Below are 24,943 nucleotides of genomic sequence, written 5' to 3' on the forward strand. Positions count from 1 at the left end.
ATTTTTACTATCCAAGCGGTTCGTAAACTCCCGCTTTATCAAAACTAAGGAGGAAATAGTTTGTTTAATGAATTTTTAGGATTGGGCTTTGTCCTGGTCAATTTTATAATGCTTATCGTTATGTATAAGCTATTTGGGAAAGCTGGTTTGTTTGCCTGGGTTGCTATGTCCACCATCCTGGCAAATATTCAGGTAACCAAAACGATTGAAATAATCGGTCTGACGGCAACACTCGGAAACAGCCTTTATGCCTCCACTTTTCTGGCAACAGATATTTTGAATGAAAAATATGGCAAAAAGGAAGCGAAGAAAGCGGTTTGGCTTGGTTTCTTCTCGCTGCTCTTCATGGTCATCGCCATGCAATTCGGATTGAAGTTTATTCCGGATGACAGCGATTTTGCCCACGGTTCTCTGGAAACGATTTTTGGGCTCGTGCCGCAAATTGCCGTTGCCAGCATGATTGCCTATCTGGCAAGCCAGCATATCGATGTCATAATCTTCTCCGCTCTTCGGAAATTGTTTCCAAAAGACAGCCAGTTCTGGATCCGCAATAACGGTTCCACTTTGCTGAGCCAATTGCTCGATACGTTGATATTCACCAGCATCGCATTTTACGGTGTCTTTCCATTCGATGTCTGGTTGCAAATTTTCATTTCAACGTATATTCTCAAGTTTATCGTGTCACTTCTGGATACACCTTTTGGGTATCTTGCAAAATGGATCACGCCGATTGACGAAAAGAAGGTGTAGCCAATGCTTGAAGTTTTCATCGACGCTGCTACTGCCGGGTCACCGAATGTCAGTGCAGTCGGCATTTTTATCCGCGGTGAAGGCCATTTGATCAAAAAGAGTGAATTTGTCGGTGAAATGGACAATCATGTGGCGGAATTTACGGCACTGGTGAAAGGGTTGGAGTTGGCTGCAGAGTTGACCACGGAGATGGTTTCCTTAAAATCGGATTCCAAAGTGGTCGTCGATGCGTTTGAACGGCAATTCATCAAAAACCCGAACTACAAGCCGCTGCTTGACGAAGCCTTAGCGCTGTCGAAGTCGTTTTCCCATTGCTTTATCAAGTGGATTCCCGATTCCCAGAACCGGGCCGCTCATGATTTAGCAGGCAATGCCCTTCGCTCGAATAAATGAAATGTTTTTACAAATTATAGAAATCACCATATTTTTTCATTCATTTACCAAGATGGCTGCGTTTTCTGATAAGATAAAGGGACTATAAGCTATTGGAGGAAAATCATGAGAACTAAATTAGGCACTGCACTTGATATTTTTATCCTCGTTATCGGACCTTGGATCATTTTTACCAGAATTGGCGACATCATGGACAATGGTCCTTCTGTTTATCCGATTATTTCTATTGTAATCGTGACGGTCGCAGTCGTTTTTGCCATCTATAACCTGTATACGCTATTCAGTGGAAGACAGCAGGATAACCAGAAAAAGTAGCAGGAACATACGATGATGATAAGCTACACAGGTTGTCCATCGAAGAATAATGGCATGCCCCAAAATAAAAGCGGACGACAGGGTTATCTCTGTCGTCCGCTTTTATTTTGTCCCCAAGCCTACTGGTACGATTCATCTTCGTTTGTGCTCTCCAGAGCCGCACCCTCTTCGGTGCTATTATTTCTAACATGCTGCAGAATGAAAAATATACCGGCTGTCCCCGCCAGCATCGACGGCACTGATCCGGAAAACAGATAAATCCATTGATCGGTGAACATTGAAATGATGATGAAAATCATGGGAAATCCGATTAACAAAAATAATGATACAAATAAGGCAATCATCGTTGAATTCCTCATAGAGCACCTACTTTCCGGATTAAAAACCAGCAACTCATTCATTTTTCATTTTTATTCATCAGCGTTAACCTTCCGACTTCAGTTGACTGTCAGAACAGCTATAAGCATTCCACATAAAATAATACCGCCCAATACAAAGAGAAAAATGTGCATCAGAAAATCGAGAAATTTACTGCCTTCACGGTCAAGCGGTTTGGAATCCAAATTTGCTACGCCATTGGATAGGCCGGTCTCTTTAAAGTGCTTTGTTTTCCGGAATTCCTTCCTGCTTCGCCTCGGCTCCATAAAACCCCTCCTCAATCAGGATATGTATATTCAGCATGCTATTATATCCATTATACAATATTCAGATTGATATGAAAGACCTACTTTCTAAAAATTCAAAAAAATTGTATAAAAGCGCAATAAAACAGGACAAAAAGTTTATGAATCCGCATTTTTCCATAAAAAAAAGAACCCCTTCATGGGATTCTTGAATTTATGCTTCCATTTGTTGCGTTGCTTTGATGCTTTTGAACCCCAGAAATGCCTGAAATATTCCTGCTATGGTACAAATTACTATTGCCGCATAGCCAAGACCGGTGATTGGCTGCAACATTAAGGTTCTGACGACAATCAACAACAGCATCGCTGCCAGTGCAAAATTTACGATATAAGGGCGGTCATAAAATTTCTTTAAAGCGTAAGCGGCAAAGATGGCAATTGCTATGATTGCCAAAGATAAAATGGTTCCCATTTCTTCCCTTCTTCCATAAACAGATTTTCTTAAATCTTACCATGTTTTCGGAACATTCGATATAGTCTTTGCGCGCATTGCAAAGAGGAGCACAATTATTATGATATAGGTTGATTTAAAGAATTCGATAAATATGCCGCTTCGGTGCTTTGGACAAGGCACAGATTATGGCTCCTGCGCAAGCTCGTCGCAATAAGCCGAGAAAACCACTCATCTTTTGCTCTGTCGGCATTCGCCTGCTTTTGGAGCGCACCGGTGCTGAGAGAACTCCCTAGAGATATGGAGCAAAACAGCGAAGACGCCATGGGGAGCAGGCGAATGCCGACGAAGTCAAGATCCACTCTGTTGGTACACTAACTTAGCTAGGTATAAAAACCGTGCTCCTGCATCGCTGCGCTGCTTCGTCGCAAAGACTTAGCCTCGCAAGCGTCGGCTAATGTCTTCGAAGCTGTTTTGCGGAATATCAGTTACTCTAGTTTTATTAATTCAAAATATATAGCACTTTAAATAAATCATATGGTAATCAAAGTAAAAGTAATCGTTCATTTCCACCAATTTTATGGCTATAGTAGAAAGAGACCCAAAATAAATAGAGGAGGCAGAAGATGAATAATCATGAAATCGATTTTAAATTGTACGGGGATGATATGCAATTCGTTGAAGTGGAATTGGATCCAAATGAAACAGTCATAGCTGAAGCCGGTTCGTTGATGATGATGGAAGACGGCATTATCATGGACACGATTTTCGGAGATGGTTCCGAAAGCAGCAATAATAGCGGAGTGATGGGCAAATTGCTTGGTGCCGGCAAAAGAATTATTACCGGTGAAAGTTTGTTCATGACGGCTTTCACCAATCAAGGGAGCGGAAAACGCACCGTCTCATTTGCTTCCCCTTATCCTGGGAAAATTGTGCCACTGGATTTGAGCAGGCTGGGCGGCAAAATCATCTGCCAGAAAGATGCTTTTTTGGCAGCAGCCAAAGGCGTGTCCATTGGCGTTGAATTTCAGCGGAAACTCGGCACCGGATTCTTTGGCGGCGAAGGTTTTATCATGCAGAAACTCGAAGGCGATGGCATGGCATTTATCCATGCCGGCGGCACCTTGTCCCGAAAAAATCTGCAAAAAGGTGAAGTGCTGCGAGTTGATACCGGTTGCCTCGTCGCCATGACGTCCGATGTGGAATACAATATCGAGACGGTGTCGGGTGTCAAGACCGCTCTTTTTGGCGGCGAAGGACTATTTTTAGCAACACTGCGCGGTCCCGGCAGCGTATGGGTGCAATCATTGCCGTTCAGCCGTCTTGCCAGTAAAGTATTCGCCGCTGCTCCGCAAAATCCAGCCGGCCGTTCGAAAGGTGAAGGAAGCGCTGCCGGCGGGTTGTTCGACCTTCTTGGCGGCAAATAGCAACACCAAAAAACGTCTCCAACAGCCTGGAATTGGCTGTTGGAGACGTTTTTGCTAATTTTTCTGCTCTTTCATAATTTCAACTGCTTTATTGTATTTATCAAAATCGAACTCCAGGCTGTTCGGTTTGTAGAAATAGAGAATCGATTCTTTTTCCCCATGCGCCAACAGATGAGTGACAACAGCTTTCGGGCTTTTCATGTTCACTCCAGCGTGATCGGCATCCGCCAGCAATGCGAGAATGTTCGAGGGTATTGAGTTCATTATCGGTCTCCTTTCATCGATAAATTCGGGTTGCTGCCCCCTTTAGTCAAAATCCCGGATATCCAGGATCGTTTCGAGCGAATCCACATCTTCTCTTTGCAAAAGGCCCACGAGTTTATGTGCTGTCTCTTCCGGTGTACTGAGCATTCCCTGTTTCTTATACTTCTTGAAATTCTCAATCAGCGGAAAATCCGTTTTAGAGCTCTCTCTGATTTCCCCTTGCATATCGGTATCAATGATTCCTGGCGCAACAGACAATACTTTTACATCTTCGTATTCCTTTTCCACACAGGAACTGAAATGATCCAGGCCCGCCTTGCCGGCGCAATAAGCGCTCCATCCTTCATAAGCCTTCCTTCCAGCTCCCGATGACACATTGAGGATCCTCTTTTTGGCGGGCAGTTTTGCCGTTTCGCTAATAAAGGCGCCGCTGAAAACCATCGGCGCAGTCAGGTTCAAGGCAATGCTTTGGCTGATGTCAGCCGCATCGTTATTGCCTGCAAAACCGATCGGCGTTACCGTTCCGGCATTGTTGACCAGCGTGACAGAATCACAGCCGGCAGGAAGATGTGCAATAATATCCTTCACCAAATCCGGAATGCGCAGGTTGTCCAATAAATCAAAAGGAAATAATTTCGTTCCTGGCCAATCTTCCGGCACCGAACGGGCAACACCAAAAACGGTGTGCCCTTCTTCTGCCAGCACTTTGCTGAGGGCTAGGCCGATTCCCTTGGATGCCCCGGTTACGATATATGCATCCATCCTCAACGGCCCCTTTCAAACATGATTTCACCGGCTACGACAGTCAGCTCAACTTGGGCTTCGAGCAGTTGCTCTTCATCTCCCTCAAACAGGTCCCTGTCAAAAATAGTGAAGTCTGCATCAAAATGCCGGGCAATCAACCCTCTTGAATCTTCTTTGCAAATCGCCGCTGCACTGCCGCTTGTGTAAAGCTGAATCGCTTCATATCGGCTTAACTTTTCTTCCGGCATATAGCCTTCATGCCGCTCATTTGGCTCGCGCCGTGTTACTGCCGCATAGATGCCTTGTTTCGGGTCCACTTCTTCTATCGGTGCGTCAGAACCTCCTGCACACATCAGCCCACGCTGCAATAATTTCTTCCATGTATAAGACCATTCGAGCCGCTCTTCTCCGAGCCGTTCGACAACCCAGGGGAAATCCGATGTCACAAAGCTGGGTTGAATATCAAGAACGACATCCAGTTTTTCCATCCGCACTACCAGATCCTCCCGCAGCACCATACTGTGGATCAACCGATCGCGTTTGCCTGTTGGAGCAGGATGAGTTTCGATTGCATCCAGCGCTTTTTCCATTCCGAGATCGCCAATGACGTGGATGGCAATCGCTTCACCATGCTTTCGGGCGACAGAAACCAGGCGCTTCAATTCTTCATCGGCGTGAATCGCCACTCCAATCGTGGAAGGATCATCGTTATAAGGCTTGCTGAGCAATGCGGTACGGCCGCCGATGGAACCATCCGCAAAAATTTTCATCGGACCCGGATCCACGAATGGCTCCAGGTAGCTGGCGTTATCCATCATTTCCTCGAAGGCACTATGAGCCCGCAGCAAATGTGCCCGGAACTTCGTTTGATTCCCCAAAACATTTTTAAATGCCTGCAATGGCTTTGAATAATGGCCATAATAGCCCATGTCTTCTGTATGTGCGCCAGTCAGACCCAGCGCCAGCAGATCATCGACAGAGGTTTGCAAAGCCTGCGTCAGATATTCGACGCTTACCTCGGGCACTTCGTTCGCTACCAGCTCCTGAGCCGCGTCCAACAGATAGCCTGTGGGTTCACCGTCTGCATCACGCACGATGAGGCCGCCTTCCGGGTCTGGTGTGTCTTTCGTTATGCCGGCCAGAGCCAAAGCGCTCGAGTTTGCCAGGATGGCATGTCTGCACACCCGCTTCAGCAACATCGGCGAAACCGAAATTTCATCCAGTTCATGTTTGTGGAATATCTTGCGATCCAGAAAGTTATTTTCGTTCCATCCTTCTCCGATAAACCATTGATCTTCCGCAAGACCCGCTGTGGACTTTATCAATTGCTGTTTCATGTCTTCGGAAGAATCGATTTTAGAAAGGTCGACCCGCAATAATTTTTCCCCGTGCCCGATCATGTGCATATGGCTGTCAACAAATCCGGGATAAAGTATTCTCCCTTTCAAATCGATTTCCTGATCTGCCGCCTCTTTTAATTCATCATAGGAACCTATAGCTTCTATTTTTCCGTCAGAAACCAGAACAGCTTCCACTGTTTCTCCTTCTGCCGCCATTGTATAAATTTTTCCACCGTGCCATAAAGATTTCAAATGATCACTCCTCTTCTCTCATTCATAATAAGTTGAAATCTCAATATATTCAATAATTCCGCCGTTAAATTTCAAAAATCCCTCCTGGACCCTTCGTTGCCATATGATAAAGCGGTATATGTTATAATTGTTCCATATTTGGAAAGCAGAGGTGAACCTCCTTAAACAGGAGGGTTAATTGGACAGTTTACTTATCTTAAATTTATCTATTATGGTGCTGTTAATAGCGCTTACAGCTTTTTTTGTGGCAGCCGAATTTTCGATTATCAAAGTTCGGATTTCACGCATCGATCAATTGATTTCAGAAGGCAATAAGAACGCAGCGACTTCGAAAAAGATACTTGATCACCTGGATTACTATCTGTCAGTCTGCCAGTTGGGCATTACGATATCCGCCCTCGGACTCGGGTGGCTGGGCGAACCGGCAGTGGAACAGATGCTTCGCCCGCTATTTGAATTGGCCAACCTTACGGAACCGATCATCACGATCTTATCGTTCGGTGTGGCATTTGCGGTCATCGCCTTTATCCACGTGGTAATTGGTGAGATGACTCCGAAGTCCATGGCCATTCAAAATGCTGAGGACATTGCCCTGAAAATTGCAAAGCCGCTCTATTTTTTCGGCATGCTAATGAAACCCGCCATCCGTCTGATGACCGGCACTTCGAAAGGGATATTGCGGATTGCCGGCATCGATAACGTCGGTTACGACAATGCCCATTCTGAAGAGGACCTGAAAATCATCATGACGCAAAGCTATAATAGCGGTGAAATCAATCAAACAGAACTTTCCTATCTCCAAAACATTTTTTCATTCGATGAAAGAATGACCAAGGACATCATGATTCCCAGAACGCAAATGGAAACCATCTCGCTGGAAATGGATCATGCCGACCTCATGGAAATTGTCAAAGAGCATCAATACACCCGCTACCCGGTCACCGAGCAAGGGGATAAAGATGATATCATCGGCTTTATCAATGTCAAAGAAATGCTGACCAATTATACGCAGCAAATGGACTTGAAAAAGAGCGTCGTGATCCATAATATCCCCTTCCTTCACGATATGGCGCCAATACAGGATGTGTTGGTGAAAATGCAGAAAGAGCATATCCATATGGCGATTGTTGTTGATGAGTACGGCGGCACAGCCGGTGTTATCACAATGGAAGATATTTTAGAGGAAATCGTTGGTGAAATCCGCGATGAATTTGATGAAGACGAAGCCGATGAGATTAAAACGCTGGACCCGCATAATTACCTTCTAAGCGGTCGGGTATTATTGTCCGACCTCGAAGAACGCTTTGCACTGAATTTCTATGACAGTGAAGACGTCGACACCATCGGCGGCTGGGTACAAATGATGAACACCGAAATCGTCGAAGGCGGCTCAGTGGATCTCCCCGGCCACACGATTACTGTAAAAGAAATGGAAAACCATCAGATTATCCAATTGCTTTTGGTGAAGCACGAATAGCAATAATGTAGAGAAAACATGAAAACCCCCGCCGAGGAGGAGCAGCGCTCTTTCTCGGCGGGGGTTTATTTTGCCTTTATTTACTTCAGCACATTCACTTTCCGGTATTCACTTGAAGCGATGAAATCATCTTCCAGCAATACGTAAGGATGCGTTTCCATCAAAATGGTTGTGAGGTGTTCCGGCATTTTCTGCTTTTCATATGCGCATATTAAAGGGAACGAATATTGATCCACAGCTTCGTCTACGATTCTCTCAAAATCCTCTATAAGATGCAACGGCTCTTTCACACTTTCCCACTCCACATGGGCCCATGAACGGAACGGCTGCTCTTTTTCCAGGTACGGCTGAACAATTTTTGTGAAATACTCGTTGATTGCAGGCGGATGATAACTCCCGCTCGATAAATAGAAATTCAGCGAGTTCACAAAATGGATAAACTCCAATTGTTCAGCGCTATATTTTAAGCTCAATTCTTTTTGGATAATGGTGGTATCCCGTTCGTTTTCAATAAGCAGGATGTGATCCCCGCTCACAATGCCATCATCTATAAAACCCATTACCTGTTTTAAGTAATTTTCCATTCCGTCGTAAGCATATAATACATGTACATTTCTTTCGTCTTCGAACAATTGATTCATTTTACTTTTCATCGGATCTCCTTCTCTCAAAATAGATTTCGGAAAAATTCTTCATCATAATTTAAAGATAAGGATCCCGAAAATAAATCTAAACATGTTTTGTCACATTATAGCATAATAGCTGTATATTTTTGCTAAATATTTATCTCTTTGGTAATTCGGTAGTTTACCAGGGACATTGAAACTTACCACCGTTTCAAAACACCCCTAAAAAGAAGCGTCATTGCGACCGTTAATTCTTTTCTTCCAACAAGGATTTTTCGTATTCGTATTTCTTCATCAGCATCTCACCGCTATAACCTTCTTCGATGAGCTTGGCAAGAATTGCCCGTGTAGCATCATCCAAAGCTTCCGGCTGTTTGCCGCGGTCGATTTCCACTTCGTTTTCGGCATCCCTTATCCAATCGGAATAGCCCCCTGTATAGAGCCGGACCGAGTCGTGGCCTTTTTCAGCCAGCATCGCATAGAGCGGTGCTGCTGTTACGCCGCTGCCGCAATAAACAACAACGGGTTCATGCGTTTGAACCACTGCAGACAAATCCGTATCGGTATCAAACTTACCGCCTCTTACCAGCTGGCTCCAGTCAAAATTATGGGCACCGGGAATTCTGCCTGCCACCGGGTCGATCGGCTCTTCAATACCGGCATAGCGTTCCGGCGATCTTGCATCAAGAAGCATTCCGAGTTCTTCACCCTTAATGATGTTTTTCACATATTGACGGTCGGCGTAAATGCTGCTGTCGAAATTCGGAACAAATTCAGAAGGCGTGATTTGTGGAATTTCCTTCGTCACTTCAGCGCCTTCCTCTTTCAATTCATTAAAGCCGCTCCTGCTGATAAAGACGTTTTCAAAACCGCAATACTTCAATAGCCACCAGGCTCTGGCGGCATAGGGCGCGCCCCCTTGATCGTAAACGACGATGTTGTCCTCGGCCGCAAGTCCGCTTGCACGGATAAGCTCTTCCAATTGGCTGTGGGAAGGCATGGGATGGCGGCCTTCTGAAGAAGACATATCACTCAGATCCTTCTCGAGATCCCAGTAGATGGCCCCTTTTATATGTTCCTGGCCGTAAAGGTGTTTGCCTGCATCAGGATTCCCGAGTTCATACCGGGCATCGATCCACCGGTAATTTTCTGTGTCCAAAGTTTCGATAAACACTTTCATGTCCTACACCCTTTCGCTGATCAGATTTGAGTAGATTTCTTTCCACTGTGCAAGTTTTTCTTCCTGCTGCAAAAGTGTGCGTTCCGAATCAATTTGATCGGCCCCTTGCCGGATAATATGCTGCCTCAATCCTTCGGCTTCCTGCTCGATCCAGAATTCCGCCCATTGCGCTAATTTCTGCTTTTCCTGTTCCAGATAGACACCCGCATCCGGCTCCATTAAAGCCTGCAGGGCGTCACGCAATTTTTCTTTTTCATTCTTTTCGAAAAAGCTTTTATTGTTGCGGTAATATGATTTTACGGATGAATAATCTGTGCCTTTGAAAGCTCCATCCGGTTCAAGCAACGCAGATTCTTCCACTTCATAAGGAGTAAAGGAGAAGTCGGGATTTTGCGCGCGCAGTTTATCCGTATCGTCCCTGAAACGGCTGTTGAGTGATTTTTCTATTTGCTGTGCGAGCCGGAAATTCGTTACCCGGATTTCCTGCTCAAAATCGAAGGCAGTCATTTCGACAATTTCATGGAGCGCGACCTTCAAAGCCTGCTGCGCAGAGGTACCGGCAAACAGTGATGGGTTGAAAGCTTCTTTGAAAAAATCATTGAAACGATAGAAAACACGCTGGTTGACGTAATACAATAACTCATTCAATTCCTGAGAAGCCTCTTTGATCATGACGGGTGCTGGAGATTCTGCAAATTGTTTGCGGAGCTGCTGTTCGAGAATTCTCAGCTCTTCCAGCCGCTCATCTTTTCGTGACATATTGGCATCCGTATGTTCAATCAATGAACGGAAGCGTCCGACCGCTTTTTGTTCTTCCTCAGCAAGCGACTGGACCGCCATTCCTTTCAATTCATCTTTCAGGAAATGCTGAAATGCCTCTTCAAATTCCGGCATGCCCGATTGCGGGCGGTCTTTCAATGCCTGCAGGCTCGAAACGCCGAACAGTCTTGGAAATCTGATGCCGAATTTCTGCAATTCTTCCTCCACATAAGTTTCGACGGCTTGCTGTTCTTCTTTATTCTGAGCCAAATCGATGGCGTTGACTATGAAGAACATTTTGTCCATTTCAAACGCATCTTTGACACGTCCCAATTGAATCAGAAATTCCCGGTCAGCCCTGGCGAACGCATGATTGTAATACGTGATGAACAGGATCGCATCGGCATTGCGGATATATTCGAATGCGACATTCGTATGGCGGGCATTGATCGAATCCGCTCCTGGCGTATCGACCAATGTAACGCCGCTGCGCGTCAGATCGCAATCATAATAAAAATCGATTTCATCAACAAAACAGCTGCGTTGTTCCTTGGCCACATATAAACCGAATTGTTCCCGGTCCGTACGGATCGTTTCACCGAGCCGATCTTTAAAATCAGGATAGCCGGCACGGAAGGCATCGATAAATGATTTATGCACCTGCTGTTCCGTTCCGCCTGCTTCGGGCAATTTCTCCGCCTTCTTATAGGCATCTTCCAAATTTTGAACTCTCATGTCGAAGACAGCAAATGAGTTGCGGACGTCTTCTGTCATCTGAGTGACTGTTTTTAACCGCACATCCGCTGTTTCATGCGGATGTTGTGCTGACACCGGCCGTATGCGGTTTATCGTCGCCGTCGTGGGATTCGGGGAAACAGGCAACACGGTCTCGCCCATCAACGCATTCGAAAACGATGATTTTCCGGCACTGAAAGCGCCGAACAAAGCAATCGTGAATTCCTGTCCTTCAAGTCTCGAAGCTTTGCGTTTCAGGTATTGTGCCGTTTCCTCAAAACCTCTGATTGGCGCTATGGCAGAAGCTGTCCCTTTAGCACGCCGCAAAACAGCCACTTCATCATGAAGTTCTGTGTCGGCTGACTGCGGAGATTCCAACGCCTCTTGGGCAATGCTTTCTTCCTTTTCAGCAAGCATTGAGGGATCGAATTGGATCATATCTTCAGTCGAAGCACGGAATTCCTGTTGCCATTCTTCGAGCAGCGCTTCGGCAGAAACCTTCTGATTCGGCAGCATAGCCGTATACGCCCGCTCGACCTTATCAATCTTCTCGTCCATTTCTTCCAATGTGCTGATTGCCAGCAATTTCTGGTTCAAGGTTTCAGCTTTCATGCCGATTTCCGTCCCTGCATCTTCCGGAATAGATTCAAATTTCTCCTTTTGTGCATTCTTCCAGCCCTCTGTTTCTTTTATAAACCAGCGCTGAATGGCCACACTCAAACTGTTCGCGAAATTCAACACAGTGTCGCCTGTGATCAGCACACCTTTTGGCATTTGATCTTCCACTACTGAAAACGGCGGTGTCATCGAGAGATCATCAATTGCTAAAGAATCTCGGTCAGTCAATAAAGCTGCATCTCTCAGAGCTGATTTCATCAACCGCTTCAGGTGGACCGTAATCTGCGAGGGAATCACTGAATCGAGCTTTTCTTCAACATCACGTCGGCGCGCGTCACGTTCTGCTTCCGTTTTCTTGCCGCTGAACAGCATGCCCACCTTAAAATCAGGCTGCATCGCTTCCAGGTAAAGGGTCAACGCATTGCGCAATTCATAAGGCATGATGTTGGCATTTTCCAGCAATTCTTTGCGGTTCTTTTCAAAATCGCTCCTCCAGCTGTCAAAATCCTGGACCGACAATCGGCGTTCCACTTTATTGGTTTCCGCTTTGACCTCTTCCCGCATTTCCCATTCTTCCGGGCTGAGTACATTCGAGAAAGCTTCAAGCCTTTCCATTTTTTCATCTTCCAGGTAATTCAAATGCTCTTCTTTTAATTGGCCCAGTGCAGATTCTGCCGCTTTGCCCACATTTCCCTGCCACCCTTGCATGGATGAAGCGACCAGACTTTTCACTCTTTCAAAATCATTGCCATCCATTTTGAAATTACGCAATGAAGTAAAGAAGATCCCTTTCGGTTCGACGCCCCAGGCCGCGAATGAATTCCTCACAGAATCCTTAAAATCTGCAAAATTCAATTCGCTGTCCTGGTGTTTATCTATCTGGTTGACGATTAAGTAGAGGTCGGTGTATTTCTGCAACTCCTTGGTAAAATTAAAGTTCAATTCCGATTGCACATGATTATAATCCATTACATAAAACACCATATCCGCAATATGAAGTGCCGACTCGGTGGAGATGCGGTGTGCGTCATCAGTCGAATCCACACCCGGCGTGTCCATGACGCTGACGCCTTCCGGCAGGACCGAATCCCGGTGGCCGATATCGATTTGTGTCACGTCACCGCTTTTGCAATATTCTTTGACAGCATCAAAATCGTAGTTCTCGGGAAAATAGACGGGTTTCCCTTCCGTTTTATTGACAATGGCAAAATCCGATTCGGCTTTATGCACATTGACAATATTGGCACTCGTTGGGATCGGGCTTGACGGCAATAGGGTTTCTCCCGTCAAAGCATTGATCATCGATGATTTTCCCGATGAAAAATGGCCGGCGAAGCCGATGATAAATTGATCTTTCAGGATTTTCTTCCCAAACAATTTCGCTTTCGCTGCACGGTCATTGTCTTCATTTTCTTCAAATATACGGTGCAGGCGTGCTGTTTCAATTAATTCTTTGTGATGTTCCAAAGCTGTCATATTCAGGAATCTCCTTCATCTTATACTCCTTTTATCATACCATTTATCGCGGTAAACGAAAAACATCCTCCCAATAAGGAGAGGATGTTTAAAAGATGTCGACATATATAATCAATTCGCTCTAGGCGGACGCTTTCCTCGGGGAGCTGCCTGAGCCTCCTCAGTCGCTACGAAAAACCGATGCTCCTGTCTCTGCATCGCTACGCTAGCTTCGAGACATGAAAAACCGTTGCAGCGTTCCACGCTTCGTCGCAAAGGTTCGACCGAATGGTGTTCGGTCAAACCTTCCCTGCGGGGTGTCAGGACTCGCTCTGTTTCCCGCTGGAGTCGCCGCCTGCCGCTTCATTTTAATTTTGTTTAGACTTGAAGTATCTACTTCTTGAAAAAAACATAGAAAAGACAATCCTTTTATAGAAGAAATTCTGAGATATGGAGCAAAACAGCGCAGACGCCCAGGGGGAGCAGAAACGGAGTTGGCTATCCAACTTCGTTTCGACGAAGTACTGAGATCCACTTGGTTAGTACACTTACTTAGCTAGGTATAAAAACCGTGCTCCTGCATCGCTTCGCTGCTTCGTCGCAAAGACTTAGCCTCGCAAGCGTCGGCTAATGTCTTCGAAGCTGTTTTGCGGAATATCGGTTATCAGGTGTATCTTTTCTTAAGAAAACCCATGAATCGACATTCCGCCGTCGACGAACAGGGTTTGGCCGGTTATGTAGCTGGAAGCTTCGGATGCCAAGAACACAACCGGTGTTGCAACTTCCGGCAATTCGCCGACGCGTTTCATCGGAGTGACGGCAAGAATCGAATCCAGGTAATCCTGGTCGCTCAATAATTTTTCCGTCAACGGTGTACGGAAATACCACGGTCCGATTGCATTGACACGAATATTCTTCTCGCCCCATTCCAACGCCATGACACGCGTCATCTGGATGATTGCCGCTTTAGAAGCTGCATAAATCACTCCCGTTTTTAGCGCCCGTTCCCCGCCGACGGAACTGATGTTGATGATTGAGCCGCCCTTGTGCATCTTTTTGGCAGCTTCCTGAGAGAACATGAAGACGCTCTGCGCATTTGTATCCATGATTTTGTGCCATTCGTCGTCCGTTGCATCAAGCAGTTTCGATCGGATGTTCATGCCTGCATTATTGACAAGAATATCAATCGAGCCAAAACGTTCCATTGTCAGTTCAACAACTGCCTGAATCTGATTGCGGTCGGTAATATCCGCCACTGCATATTCTGTGTGCTCGCTGCCGATGATTTCCTGGACTTTCTGAAGATCTGATTCCGTACGGGCTACCAGCATGACATTGGCTCCCGCTTCAGCCATTGCTATCGCAATCGCCTGGCCGATGCCTTTCCCTGCTCCTGTTACGATTGCTGTTTTGCCTTCAAGACTAAATGATTTCAACATATATATCCCCTCCGGCTCTTATTATAAGCGATGTTTCACCTAATTGTCCCGACCCTTCCAAATAATTGTGAATTTTCGGCATATAAAAGAGCCGTCCCGGCTTCTGCCAGGACGACCCGATTTATTGAAATTAAACTAATTGATAAACTTTCGAATATTTCTCTTCCAAATATTTCGCCAAATGGTCCGCGTTCAAGCCTTCACCTGTCGCATCTTTCAAAATCTCAAGCGGCTTTTTCATCGAGCCGTGGCGGTGAACCTTGTCGGTCAGCCACTCGCGGATCGGTGCAATATTGCCCGTTGCCAGCAGGTCGTCATAATTCGGCAAGTCTTTCAGCATGGCATTCTTGAATTGCGCAGCATACATATAGCCGAGTGCATAGGACGGGAAGTAGCCGAAACTTGCACCGGCCCAGTGAACATCCTGGAGCACGCCTTCCCCATCATTGGAAGGACGGATTCCGAGATATTCCTCGTATTTATCATTCCACAGCTGCGGCAAATCCTTCACCTCGAAATCGCCATTAAACAAGCCTTTTTCCAGCTCATAACGGATCATGATGTGCAACGCATATGTCAGCTCATCCGCTTCGATCCGGATCAGGGACGGCTTCGATTCGTTAATCGCGCGAATAAAATCCTGCTGCGGCACCGAGCCGAATTGTTCAGGGGAATAGGTTTTCAACAGTTCGTAATTGCCTTCCCAGAACTTTTCGCTGCGGCCGACAAAATTCTCGAGAAACAGCGATTGCGATTCATGGATGCCCATTGAAGCTCCGCCTTCGACGAATGTGCCACTCAAGTCTTCACCGATATTCTGTTCATACAGCGCGTGGCCGCATTCGTGGATCGTTCCGAAAACCGCTGTGCGGAAATCCTTCACGTCATATTTCGTTGTGATGCGGACATCCTCGCGGTTAATGCCGATCATAAACGGATGCACCGTTTCATCCAGACGTCCCGCTTCGAAATCATAGCCCAGCTGTTCCAGGATTTTATTGCTGAAATCACGCTGCGCTTCTTTCGGAAACGGCTTGTAGAGAAAATCCGTATCCGGTTTGCTTGTCGAAGCGTTGATCTTCTGTACCAACGGGATGATGCGGTTGCGCAATTGGCCAAATACTTCATCCAGTATTTCCGTCGTCATGCCCGGTTCGTATTGATCCAAGAGCGTATTGTAGGCACTGCCATTTTTCTCACCCCAATAGCCGATCATCTTTTTGGTCGTGGCCACCATTTTTTCCAGATAGGGCTCGAATAACGAGAAATCCGAAGTATCTTTGGCCGTTTCCCAGACAGATTCCGCTTTGGATTGCAGAATGACAAATTCCTTGTATTCTTCCGCTGGAATTTTCTTGCTGAGGTCGTATTGTTTCCGGGCTTCTTCCACAGAGCGCAGAATTACCGGATCCAATTCCCCTTTTTTCTCTTCCAAAGCTGACAGCAGGCTGCCAAACTCATCCGAAGTTGACATAATAAAAATATCCGAAGATATCGTGCCGATCGTTTCTGATCTCAAATCCACACCTTTTTTGGGTGCACCCGTGCGCAAATCCCAGTACAGCAATGAAGTTGCCTCGTTATAAGCCTTTAATTTTTTCATGTGATCTGTAAATTGCTTTTCAATTGACATATAAATCCCCCTTTGAGCGTTGGGTCTATTATATCACGAAAATAATTCTGTATTCAGACATTTTCTGCTTGTACCGGAAGAACCGCTTGCCACAGGTGCTCAAGGGACAATTCTTCCTCGTTGAGCAATAGATGGACTTCGCCGTGGTCTTCGGAAGTCCGGATCAAACGACCGATTCCCTGTTGGATCCGCAATTGCATGAACGGCAAATCGATTTCTTCCAACGGGTTCAGGCTGAACTTGCGTTTCGCCTCGAAAACCGGGTCCTGTGGCGGGAATGGCAGATCGACGATGATGACTTTTGTCAGAGCCTGTTTCGGCAGATCCAAGCCTTCCCATAAATGATAGGAACACAGCACCTGGAATTTTCCTTGCTGGAAATCTTTGACCACCGTCGACAATTCGCGGTCTCCTTCAAATTCGATCTTATAGCTATGGTCCAGCGGCAATGAATGCTTGAAATTCTCCATATCCAATTTCGATTTGAATAGAATCAACGTTTGTTCGTTACTTGCCAGCAGATCGAATGCGCGCTGGAATTTATGCTGCTGATCGAGTGGGTGTTTGATGACTTTCATGACATCTTCATAATCAAATGGCGACGGTACGGAAAATGACTGGTATTTGTCGATTCCTAAGCTGTCGGCCAAATAACTGAAATCTTTCTGGATCGACAGCGTCGCCGATGAGAAGATGATCGGCACTTTGCCGTCAAACAGTTTTTCATCCAGAATATCGGTCACAAGCCGTGGCATGATGACGAGTGTTTCCACTTCATCTTTCACTTCCAGCCATTGGACCGCATCGCCTTCTTCGGTAAATAATCCCATTGAAAAGATATATTTCTCAAAAAACTCTTCTGCCAATCGCAATTCATATTCGGGAATGGTGAATAATTCACCATCGAACACAAATTCTTCCAGCATTGCATTGATGTGTTTGATCAATTGCTTACCGAGACCGATCAGGTTCGGATCTCGTTTGATCGCTTTCCGGTCTTCTGTGCTTTCTACCAGATTGGTCCGCAGCAAACGGAAGAATTCATTGTGCAGGTCGATGGTCTGTTCAATCATATTCAACGTCTTTTCACGCACACCATCCGCGAGAATGCTTTCCGTCACAGCATATAAGGAACTTTCCTGCACTTCATAAGTCAACGCGCGCTGCGCTGCAAACTCCAGTAAATGCCCTTCGTCCAGGACGATCTGAGAAAACTCAGGGAGCAGCGGCGTCTGGCCTTCACGGATGCGTGTTTCTTTCGTCCATAGATGCTCCATCAGGAAATCATGTGAACAAATGACGAGATCCGTCGCTTCCCGGTAATGGTTGCGGTGGATGGTCTGGCCGCATTTATTGCGCAGGTCGCACGCTGCACAGTTTTGAATCGGATGATAATTGACCTGCTGCCATTGTTCGTCGGTAATTTCGGGATAGCTCGAGCGTTCACCGTAAGGATAGGTGTTTTGCATCGAAAAAGTTTTGTTGACGAATTCCGGCAAACGGTCTTCTATGTCATCCAAAAATTCCGCCCCGCTTCGTTTCTTGGCGCCTTCAAGCCGCTGCAGGCATAAATACTGATCGCGTGATTTTGCCAGCCGAACATCCAGATTCAAGTCGAATAGATCATTCAGGCGGTCGATATCCCCGCCTTCTTTAACAAGCTGTTCGATCAGGGTTTCATCTGCACAGGAAATAAGCGCGGGTTTCCCGGTGTACCGTGCATAGGCAATGGCGGGCAATAGATAAGCCAGCGTTTTTCCGGTTCCGACACCTGCTTCTGCGAACATCACCGATTTATCTTTTAAGGCTTTTTCGATTTGAAACGCCATGAAAATCTGTTCGTCGCGGAGGTCGTACCCTTTTTCCGGCAGTTCATCGTAAAAAACGTCCCCAATCCAGTCATTTAGCGATTCAAAGAAGGTTTTATCCTTGGATAAAGGAAATGGTATAGGCTGTCTCATATATTCTCCTTACAGAGAAACGGAAGAGCCTGTGCTCTTCCGTTCCATCATTTTTATTTTTTCGACCGTTCTCCCCAGAATTGGAACAGATCCGTCCGGATGAAACCGTTGAATAATTTTCGTTTTTTTGTTGCCGGCTGGCCGTAAAGCGATTCAAATCTGCCCATTGAAGACAAAATGTAAACCGACCAGGTCGGGAATTTCGAGAAGACGCGACCCATATCCTGGATCATCTCTTCAATTACTTCGATTTCACCGATTCGTTCGCCATATGGCGGGTTGCCGATGATGACGCCGTTTTCTTCAGTCGTGGTGAAATCTTTCACCTGACGCTGCTGGAATTGGATGATGTCCCCAAAGCCGGCTTCGCGCGCATTCTCTTCCGCAATTTTCACCATGTGATGATCGATATCGGTTCCCAGAATATTGAGGGGCTGATCATAATTCTCCAGTTCTTCCGCTTCTTCACGCACTTCTTTCCAAATCGCTTCACCGATCCATGGCCATTTTTCACTGTCAAATTCACGGTTATAACCAGGAGCAATGTTTTGCCCGATCATCGCGGCTTCAATGACGATTGTCCCGGAACCGCAGAACGGATCGACGAATGGGCGATCAGGGGTCCAACGGGATAATTTCACGAGCGCTGCGGCTAATGTCTCTTTTAAAGGAGCCTCACCCTGGTCCATCCGGTAGCCGCGTTTATGAAGACCTGCGCCACTGGTGTCAATCGATAATTGCACTTTGTCTTTCAGGATCGATACTTCGATTTTGAAACGCGGACCGGATTCATCCAGGAAAGAGTTCCGGTGGTATGCTTTTTTCAGCCGTTCTACGATTGCTTTTTTAACGATGGACTGGCAATTCGGCACCGAATGCAAAGTTGATTTCACTGATTTTCCCTGCACCGGAAATTCTGCATCTACCGGCAGGAATTTTTCCCATTCGATCGCTTTCGTTTGTTCGAATAACTCATCAAATGTGAAAGCGTCAAATTCACCTGCAATGACTTTTACGCGGTCAGCTGTCCGCAGCCAAAGATTCGTTTTGGCGATATCCCGCTCGTCGCCTTCAAAGAAAACTTTGCCGTTTTCAGTTTGCGTATCGTAACCCATTTCTTTCACTTCACTGGCGACAATCGACTCAAGGCCCATCGCTGCAGTGGCGAGCAATTTATATGTAGCCATAATTACATCCTCTCCTGTTGCCTGAAATTTCGTATTCCATAAATTTGCTGAGTCAATCAGCTATCTTCTTTCATCTATAATCATGAGAAAAGCTCTCCCTGGGGAGAGCCTTTTTACAATAACAATTTAAGACCATTGAAAATTCTATAAGCCATGTTTTGTTTTCCACGTACTCAAACGGCTCTCGCCTCGTACACTCGGAAGGCAATCATCTATCTGCAGGCTAAGCCTGCCTCTTCCTCAGTTCAATTCCTTCGGAAAAGTGCCCCTACCATAGTTTGGGTTTCTCACTCACGGGGTTTACCTCGTTCCACCTGGATAATTTCTTATACAGCTCCGTCACTGTGGCACTTTCAGGGTATTTCGACCATATCCGAAGACTTAGGTGTTCTACCCGCCGTCAACTGCAAAAGCAGCTGCCTTAGCTTATTGTTTCGCTAAGCGCGATCACTACGGCCATCTCAGGTCCGTGCGAGCATGGACTTTCCTCTCCGGCCTGAAGCCGGAGCGATTGCCAGAATTCCAATGGCTACATCAGTATACTGTATTTTTCATCAGAAAACAAAGGTAATTACTCGTTGTTCAGTTTATTGCCGAAAACATGGTTCTCCAAATGCGACAGTCTGCGCAGGATATCGAAGTTTGTAGTTCCCGGAGCAGGCGTTGCCTGTTTTCTCGGTGCATCTTCAATTTCGGCGCGCAAACGTTTGTTCTCATTTGTCAATTGGTCAATTTTCTTGCTGAACATTTCGTAATCCTGAATAATGTCGTCCAGAAAATGATCAACTTCATCTTGATTGTAGCCCCGCATACCAATTTTAAAGTCTTTTTCTAAGATATCTTTAGCTGTGAATTTATTGTCCATTTTAATCGTCCTTCCATTAAAGCCTGCTTAGGTTTAGTATATCATAAGCCTCATTATTGTGTTTTAATTATTATCATAATTATGGACGATTTTTTTGTATCTTTAACTCCAGCCTTGCCACTCTTTTGTCGATGTCCCGAATCATTGTTGGTCTGATCTGCAGATGCTGACTGGCTTCTTTTGCAAATCCGGCCATGATGAGGGCCTGGTCTAAATCTTTGAGCTGATGCTCATATAATTTGGCCGCATGCAGCCACGCTTCCAATTCAACCGGTCCGCGCAGATTTGGTGCAGCTTCCTTAAAGAGTTTCAACGCCTCATCATATTGCCCGCTGCGTTTGCGCTGAATCGCTAGGAAATAACGCGCCAATGCCGATGATGCGCCTCTTTCAGCCGTTACGTGTTCAAAATAAGCTGCACTTTGGTCAAACTGTTTCAAATCTGCATACCATTTGCCGATATTTGTATAAGCCCCGTAAGTTTCAGAATCAAGGTCTTCCATCAGCAAATTCGAAGACAGCACATACAGCGAAACGAGTGACAGAATATCCAGCTCATTATGATGGAGCACGCCTTCCAGCGCATCCGGATAACCGCTTTTCACTGCGTCCAGATAAATGGCCGGTATCAGAAATCCCGGCACATCCCGTTCTCTTGTAAACCCGAGTTTTTCAGCTTCGATCGTACTCAGCTTCATCCTCGCCAGTTCATTTTTCCAGATTCTTTTCGTGCCGTGAAACAGGTCGATTTGCCGCAGGCTTTTCAGTTTCGGCAGAATGTTGCGGTGCATCGTCCATCTTGACATCAATTGCGGCCAATCAAAGCTTTTTCCATTATAAGAAAAAATGATTGGATCCTGGGATCTCCAGAGATCCGTCTCGTAAAGAAAAGCGGCTTCATTGGAAGGGTCCGGCATGACGTATTGGGTCATTTCAAAGCCAGCAGCCGTTCTTTCCAAAAGACCGGCCAAAAATATATAGGCGCCTGTGCCACTTAATCCGGTCGTTTCCGTATCGAAAAAAAGGATGCGCTCTTCTTTTTTCAACTTAAAAGGATGAGCGAAGTCGACCCCTTCCCACGCTTCCAGCACGCCATCCAATTCGCTCAAGGCAATGTTGCCATGGCGTGTCTCAAGCGAATAGACAATTGTTTTTTTAAAGACAAAGCCAAATTCGTTCTCCACCAGCTCGAGCCCGATTTCCTGCCACCTTTTTTCATGCAAAGGCCGCTGTTTTCCTTGTTTACTGACTTTCGGCCTCGATTTGGCACCTGCATCTTTTTTCAGCATGCCTTTCATCTGAAGCAATTTATTTTCAAACGACATCGGCTATCACCTCTTTTCGCGAAGCTCGTCGAGTAATCTGATGACATTTTCTTTCATGTTGACCATCGCATCCTGCGCTCCGATGCAAGATGGGCAGCCGTCGAGACACGGACATTCCGCGACGTGGCTTCTCGCTTTATCGAGAAGCGGCAGCCACATATCGTAAATGCGCTCGCTGATGCCGATACCGCCCGGATAGGAATCATGGATAAAGAACGACGGCAAATCATTATGCGGCGATTTCACCTGCGGTACGACGTGGACATCGCGCCGGTCGCAGGACACAAAAATCGGTATAAATGATTCAATCGCATACGCCGCTCCGGTCATCATATCCGATAACTCAGCATCAGAAAAATCGTCCGGCTTGCTGAAGCTCAGCCACGTCGACGATGTGTGGAGTTCTTCTGCTGGCAAGGAAATCGGACCGGATCCAATATTGTCATGCGAATCAAAACGGATTTTCTTAAAAATAGTCGGCATAGCTAATACAGCGATGTCCCCGTAAAAAACTTCCGAGCCATTCATATCTTTTACTTTATCTTCGCTCATTACTTTTAATTCCACTGCCAGATTGGCATCAGTGAAATAATCCACATCCACTTCACGGACATAGGCCTTCTTTTCTTCCCAATCCAGAATTTCAACCTGGAATTGCGTTCCCTGATGAAGGTAGATCGCTTCTTCATGCAATAACGTCAACGCACTGAAACGGTCCATTTCCCCGATGACTCGCGTATCAGAAGGAACCGACTGGTCAATGATGACAACATTTTCCTGTGACGCCGAGCGCAATGAAATATCGTGCGCCGGAAAGCGGTCACTCATCCAATGCCAGCGGTCCGATGTGCGAACGAGGACACCTTGCTCCTGCAGGTATTCAAGAAGTTCCTGCACTTCGAATTCCCCGTACATTTCATCTGTTGTAAAAGGCAATTCAAAAGAAGCACATTTCAGATGATCCATTAAGATGATGATATTCTCCGGATGGATTCTGGCTTCTTCCGGTGATTGGTCCAGTAGATAAGAAGGGTTATTGATGATGTATTGATCAAGTGCGGTGGACTGTGCGACGTAAATGACAAGAGATTCATCCTGTCGCCTCCCGGCACGTCCCGCCTGTTGCCAGGCGCTTGCAATATTCCCTGGGTAACCCGTCATGATGCAAGCCTGCAGCTGGCCGATGTCGACACCGAGCTCCAATGCGTTTGTGGAAACGACACATTGAATCGAACCGTCCCGAAGACCCTTTTCGATGGCGCGGCGTTCGGTCGGCAAATAACCGCCCCGGTAGCCTTTGATGCTTTCGTTCTGCAGCTTCATCTTTGTGATCGCCTGGAGATAGGTCACGAGCATCTCGACACGAACCCGGCTTTTGGCAAAAACGATCGTCTGGATTCCTTGCCGGATCAGCATTGTCGCCAGATCACGCACTTCGAGCACAGCGCTTCTTCTGACGCCGAACGTCGGATGGATGATCGGCGGATTGTAAAAGACGATGTGCTTTTTGCCGGAAGGTGCACCGTTCTGGTCGATCAGCACATGTTCTTCATTGGTCAGCGCTTCGGCCAATTCTTTCGGATTGGCGATTGTCGCTGAAGTGCAGATGAAAACCGGATTGCTGCCGTAGAATTCGCAGATCCGTTTCAGCCGGCGGATCACGTGAGCCACATGGGTGCCGAACACCCCTTTATACGTATGGAGCTCGTCAATGACAATATAATGCAAGTTCTCAAATAACGACACCCACTTTGTATGATGCGGCAGAATCGCAGAATGCAGCATATCCGGATTAGTCATGACAATCTGGCCCGCTTTTCGAACTTTCGTTCTGATCGCAGGAGAAGTGTCGCCGTCATACGTATAGGAAAGAATTTCTTCTTCAGTTTTTTCAATCAAGTCATGGAGATCGCTTTTCTGATCCTGGGCGAGCGCTTTTGTCGGAAACAAGTACAATGCACGCGCGCCGGGGTCGTTCAATATTTTATGCAGCACCGGCAGATGGTAGCAATACGACTTCCCGGATGCTGTGGGCGTAACAGCTGTAAAAGAATTGCCCTGCTGTGCCAGGTCGAAAGCCTGGCGCTGATGGGTATACAATTGTTCGATGCCTTTTTTTCTGAGCGCCTTTTTCAGGCTGTCGTGCATTTCTTCCGGAAAAGCAGCGTAGCTCGCCGGCTTTTCTTCTTTGGTATGCCAATGGACAATCCGTTCCATCATATCGGGTTCAGTTTTCCATTCTTCCATCAATTGCGGCAATGTTTTCTTTCTGATCATTGTTTTTCGCTCTTTTCGTCTATGGCCAGCATAAATGTCTGCAGCGTATACTGAGCCCCTTGTATCGTTTGGATAAAACGTTTTTTGCTCGTTTCTTTATAAAAACTTTGCACAAAAAATTGAGTCATCCCTTCCGCGGCGGTATCAATCTGCGGCTTATGAACATATTTGGGGCGTTCCTGTTGTATATAAAGAAGTGAGTCCTGTTGCCATTGATTTATTTTTCCGTGCCAGTAATCGGCATAAGGTTTAACGTCATCGTAAAAATCAGGGACAGCATCCCGTTCACGCATATCAAAAAAGCGTTCCTGGCATTTTCCACATTCGTCATATAATAAGGAAGAAAGTTCGCGAATAGTCATTTTTCATCATCCCTCCAATGCCCTAAGTTTATCATATCCACAAATATGACACGACTCTGAACGAACAGGTATTCTTTTCGATTGGAATATTGTAAGTATTCCTCTATCATGAATCTAGCAATAAATGTTGAATTATATAAATATCAGTAGTCGATATTCCGCAAAACAGCTTGCTTGCCAAAAACCGTGCTCCTGCATCGCTGCGCTGCTTCGTCGCAAAGCGTCGGCCGAACTATCTTCGGCCAACACTTGGCTTGCGCTGAGCTAACTCGGTCTCGTTTCACTTCACCCGAGTGGATCTCAGCACTTCGTCGGCATCCGCCTGCTCCCCATGGCGTCTGCGCTGTTTTGCTCCATATCTAAGCTACTCTCCAAGCGCAGGAGCATAATCTTTGCTCTGTCCAAAGCGCAGAAGCGTTATGTCTATGTCCCTTCTACAGTTATACTTATTATAATTGGAACTTCGGAGCTCATTTATCGTCTAAT

22 protein-coding genes and 1 other RNA gene are annotated in these 24,943 nt (G+C 46.1%); 5 read left to right on the top strand and 18 right to left on the bottom strand.

Translation table 11 applies throughout. The annotated features are described in order from the left end of the window. Positions 1-60 precede the first annotated feature (60 nt). The 3 genes from DHX103_RS00715 (at position 61) to DHX103_RS00725 (ending at position 1,458) form a co-directional block, all read left to right on the top strand. Complete coding sequence (locus tag DHX103_RS00715) at positions 61-750, top strand: queuosine precursor transporter (protein ID WP_422123367.1); 690 nt, start codon at positions 61-63, stop codon at positions 748-750. A 3-nt stretch (positions 751-753) separates the two neighbouring features. Continuing rightward, positions 754-1,143, top strand: coding sequence for a ribonuclease HI family protein (locus DHX103_RS00720; protein ID WP_422123368.1), 390 nt, complete (start codon positions 754-756; stop codon positions 1,141-1,143). Positions 1,144-1,248: 105 nt separating this feature from the next. Continuing rightward, positions 1,249-1,458 (top strand): hypothetical protein, encoded by a 210-nt coding sequence (locus DHX103_RS00725; protein ID WP_422123369.1) that lies wholly within the window; start codon positions 1,249-1,251, stop codon positions 1,456-1,458. A gap of 119 nt (positions 1,459-1,577) precedes the next feature. Here DHX103_RS00725 and DHX103_RS00730 read toward each other — a convergent pair whose 3' ends face one another. The 3 genes from DHX103_RS00730 to DHX103_RS00740 form a co-directional block, all read right to left on the bottom strand. Beyond that, a complete protein-coding gene (locus DHX103_RS00730) occupies positions 1,578-1,802 on the bottom strand; it encodes a hypothetical protein (protein WP_422123370.1) in 225 nt (74 codons plus the stop codon). Positions 1,803-1,895: 93 nt separating this feature from the next. After that, positions 1,896-2,102 (bottom strand): hypothetical protein, encoded by a 207-nt coding sequence (locus tag DHX103_RS00735; protein WP_422123371.1) that lies wholly within the window; start codon positions 2,100-2,102, stop codon positions 1,896-1,898. 193 nt (positions 2,103-2,295) lie between these two features. Next, a complete protein-coding gene (locus DHX103_RS00740; RefSeq protein WP_422123372.1) occupies positions 2,296-2,553 on the bottom strand; it encodes a hypothetical protein in 258 nt (85 codons plus the stop codon). Positions 2,554-3,158: 605 nt separating this feature from the next. Between DHX103_RS00740 and DHX103_RS00745 the strand changes: the two genes are divergently transcribed. Further along, positions 3,159-3,959, top strand: coding sequence for a TIGR00266 family protein (locus DHX103_RS00745; RefSeq protein WP_422123373.1), 801 nt, complete (start codon positions 3,159-3,161; stop codon positions 3,957-3,959). A 54-nt stretch (positions 3,960-4,013) separates the two neighbouring features. Here DHX103_RS00745 and DHX103_RS00750 read toward each other — a convergent pair whose 3' ends face one another. From DHX103_RS00750 to DHX103_RS00760, 3 genes are read right to left on the bottom strand one after another with little or no spacing between them, the layout of a single operon-like run. Continuing rightward, positions 4,014-4,223, bottom strand: a complete 210-nt coding sequence (locus DHX103_RS00750; protein ID WP_422123374.1) for a hypothetical protein — start codon at positions 4,221-4,223, stop codon at positions 4,014-4,016. A 42-nt stretch (positions 4,224-4,265) separates the two neighbouring features. Further along, entirely contained in the window at positions 4,266-4,985 is a 720-nt protein-coding gene (locus tag DHX103_RS00755; RefSeq protein WP_422123375.1) for an SDR family NAD(P)-dependent oxidoreductase, read from the bottom strand. Positions 4,986-4,987: 2 nt separating this feature from the next. After that, positions 4,988-6,559 (bottom strand): amidohydrolase, encoded by a 1,572-nt coding sequence (locus DHX103_RS00760; RefSeq protein ID WP_422123376.1) that lies wholly within the window; start codon positions 6,557-6,559, stop codon positions 4,988-4,990. A gap of 178 nt (positions 6,560-6,737) precedes the next feature. Here DHX103_RS00760 and DHX103_RS00765 point away from each other — a divergent pair, with 178 nt between their 5' ends. Next, complete coding sequence (locus DHX103_RS00765; RefSeq protein WP_422123377.1) at positions 6,738-8,036, top strand: hemolysin family protein; 1,299 nt, start codon at positions 6,738-6,740, stop codon at positions 8,034-8,036. A gap of 80 nt (positions 8,037-8,116) precedes the next feature. Here the strand turns inward: DHX103_RS00765 and DHX103_RS00770 are convergent, their stop codons facing one another. The 12 genes from DHX103_RS00770 to DHX103_RS00825 form a co-directional block, all read right to left on the bottom strand. Next, the gene (locus tag DHX103_RS00770; protein WP_422123378.1) at positions 8,117-8,689 is read right to left on the bottom strand and encodes an MEDS domain-containing protein; all 573 of its coding nucleotides are present in this window, start codon (positions 8,687-8,689) and stop codon (positions 8,117-8,119) included. A 220-nt stretch (positions 8,690-8,909) separates the two neighbouring features. Next, the gene (locus DHX103_RS00775) at positions 8,910-9,842 is read right to left on the bottom strand and encodes a sulfurtransferase (RefSeq protein ID WP_422123379.1); all 933 of its coding nucleotides are present in this window, start codon (positions 9,840-9,842) and stop codon (positions 8,910-8,912) included. A 3-nt stretch (positions 9,843-9,845) separates the two neighbouring features. Beyond that, the gene (locus tag DHX103_RS00780) at positions 9,846-13,430 is read right to left on the bottom strand and encodes a dynamin family protein (RefSeq protein WP_422123380.1); all 3,585 of its coding nucleotides are present in this window, start codon (positions 13,428-13,430) and stop codon (positions 9,846-9,848) included. Between the two features lie 659 nt (positions 13,431-14,089). Further along, positions 14,090-14,848 carry an SDR family NAD(P)-dependent oxidoreductase gene (locus DHX103_RS00785; RefSeq protein ID WP_422123381.1) on the bottom strand — a complete coding sequence of 253 codons (759 nt, stop codon included), beginning with the start codon at positions 14,846-14,848 and terminating at the stop codon, positions 14,090-14,092. A 130-nt stretch (positions 14,849-14,978) separates the two neighbouring features. Then, the gene (locus DHX103_RS00790) at positions 14,979-16,481 is read right to left on the bottom strand and encodes a carboxypeptidase M32 (RefSeq protein WP_422123382.1); all 1,503 of its coding nucleotides are present in this window, start codon (positions 16,479-16,481) and stop codon (positions 14,979-14,981) included. Positions 16,482-16,534: 53 nt separating this feature from the next. Further along, the gene (locus tag DHX103_RS00795; RefSeq protein WP_422123383.1) at positions 16,535-18,442 is read right to left on the bottom strand and encodes an ATP-dependent DNA helicase; all 1,908 of its coding nucleotides are present in this window, start codon (positions 18,440-18,442) and stop codon (positions 16,535-16,537) included. Between the two features lie 53 nt (positions 18,443-18,495). Further along, a complete protein-coding gene (locus DHX103_RS00800) occupies positions 18,496-19,629 on the bottom strand; it encodes a THUMP domain-containing class I SAM-dependent RNA methyltransferase (protein WP_422123384.1) in 1,134 nt (377 codons plus the stop codon). A 142-nt stretch (positions 19,630-19,771) separates the two neighbouring features. Then, an RNA gene (gene rnpB / locus DHX103_RS00805) (RNase P RNA component class B) lies at positions 19,772-20,152 on the bottom strand. Between the two features lie 48 nt (positions 20,153-20,200). Further along, on the bottom strand, positions 20,201-20,494 hold the full coding sequence (gpsB, locus tag DHX103_RS00810; RefSeq protein WP_422123385.1) for a cell division regulator GpsB: 294 nt from the start codon (positions 20,492-20,494) through the stop codon (positions 20,201-20,203). A gap of 79 nt (positions 20,495-20,573) precedes the next feature. Next, on the bottom strand, positions 20,574-21,818 hold the full coding sequence (locus tag DHX103_RS00815) for a ribonuclease H-like domain-containing protein (protein ID WP_422123386.1): 1,245 nt from the start codon (positions 21,816-21,818) through the stop codon (positions 20,574-20,576). 6 nt (positions 21,819-21,824) lie between these two features. Then, positions 21,825-24,095 (bottom strand): DEAD/DEAH box helicase, encoded by a 2,271-nt coding sequence (locus tag DHX103_RS00820; RefSeq protein ID WP_422123387.1) that lies wholly within the window; start codon positions 24,093-24,095, stop codon positions 21,825-21,827. Next, positions 24,092-24,457: a YppE family protein gene (locus DHX103_RS00825; protein ID WP_422123388.1), complete on the bottom strand. Its 366-nt coding sequence runs from the start codon at positions 24,455-24,457 to the stop codon at positions 24,092-24,094. The genes DHX103_RS00820 and DHX103_RS00825 overlap by 4 nt, the downstream gene beginning before the upstream one ends. Between the last annotated feature and the right edge of the window lie 486 nt (positions 24,458-24,943).

Source organism: Planococcus daihaiensis, from assembly GCF_049262615.1.
Classification (GTDB): Bacteria; Bacillota; Bacilli; order Bacillales_A; family Planococcaceae; genus Planococcus.

What these genes read in the sequence shown, in the direction of transcription:
- DHX103_RS00720 (WP_422123368.1), top strand. Translation starts at nt 754, where the DNA reads ATGCTTGAAGTTTTCATCGACGCTGCTACTGCCGGGTCACCGAATGTC.
- DHX103_RS00725 (WP_422123369.1), top strand. Translation starts at nt 1,249, where the DNA reads ATGAGAACTAAATTAGGCACTGCACTTGATATTTTTATCCTCGTTATC.
- DHX103_RS00730 (WP_422123370.1), bottom strand. Translation starts at nt 1,802, where the DNA reads ATGATTGCCTTATTTGTATCATTATTTTTGTTAATCGGATTTCCCATG.
- DHX103_RS00735 (WP_422123371.1), bottom strand. Translation starts at nt 2,102, where the DNA reads ATGGAGCCGAGGCGAAGCAGGAAGGAATTCCGGAAAACAAAGCACTTT.
- DHX103_RS00740 (WP_422123372.1), bottom strand. Translation starts at nt 2,553, where the DNA reads ATGGGAACCATTTTATCTTTGGCAATCATAGCAATTGCCATCTTTGCC.
- DHX103_RS00745 (WP_422123373.1), top strand. Translation starts at nt 3,159, where the DNA reads ATGAATAATCATGAAATCGATTTTAAATTGTACGGGGATGATATGCAA.
- DHX103_RS00750 (WP_422123374.1), bottom strand. Translation starts at nt 4,223, where the DNA reads ATGAACTCAATACCCTCGAACATTCTCGCATTGCTGGCGGATGCCGAT.
- DHX103_RS00755 (WP_422123375.1), bottom strand. Translation starts at nt 4,985, where the DNA reads ATGGATGCATATATCGTAACCGGGGCATCCAAGGGAATCGGCCTAGCC.
- DHX103_RS00770 (WP_422123378.1), bottom strand. Translation starts at nt 8,689, where the DNA reads ATGAAAAGTAAAATGAATCAATTGTTCGAAGACGAAAGAAATGTACAT.
- DHX103_RS00775 (WP_422123379.1), bottom strand. Translation starts at nt 9,842, where the DNA reads ATGAAAGTGTTTATCGAAACTTTGGACACAGAAAATTACCGGTGGATC.
- DHX103_RS00780 (WP_422123380.1), bottom strand. Translation starts at nt 13,430, where the DNA reads ATGACAGCTTTGGAACATCACAAAGAATTAATTGAAACAGCACGCCTG.
- DHX103_RS00785 (WP_422123381.1), bottom strand. Translation starts at nt 14,848, where the DNA reads ATGTTGAAATCATTTAGTCTTGAAGGCAAAACAGCAATCGTAACAGGA.
- DHX103_RS00790 (WP_422123382.1), bottom strand. Translation starts at nt 16,481, where the DNA reads ATGTCAATTGAAAAGCAATTTACAGATCACATGAAAAAATTAAAGGCT.
- DHX103_RS00795 (WP_422123383.1), bottom strand. Translation starts at nt 18,442, where the DNA reads ATGAGACAGCCTATACCATTTCCTTTATCCAAGGATAAAACCTTCTTT.
- DHX103_RS00800 (WP_422123384.1), bottom strand. Translation starts at nt 19,629, where the DNA reads ATGGCTACATATAAATTGCTCGCCACTGCAGCGATGGGCCTTGAGTCG.
- gpsB (WP_422123385.1), bottom strand. Translation starts at nt 20,494, where the DNA reads ATGGACAATAAATTCACAGCTAAAGATATCTTAGAAAAAGACTTTAAA.
- DHX103_RS00815 (WP_422123386.1), bottom strand. Translation starts at nt 21,818, where the DNA reads ATGTCGTTTGAAAATAAATTGCTTCAGATGAAAGGCATGCTGAAAAAA.
- DHX103_RS00820 (WP_422123387.1), bottom strand. Translation starts at nt 24,095, where the DNA reads ATGATCAGAAAGAAAACATTGCCGCAATTGATGGAAGAATGGAAAACT.
- DHX103_RS00825 (WP_422123388.1), bottom strand. Translation starts at nt 24,457, where the DNA reads ATGACTATTCGCGAACTTTCTTCCTTATTATATGACGAATGTGGAAAA.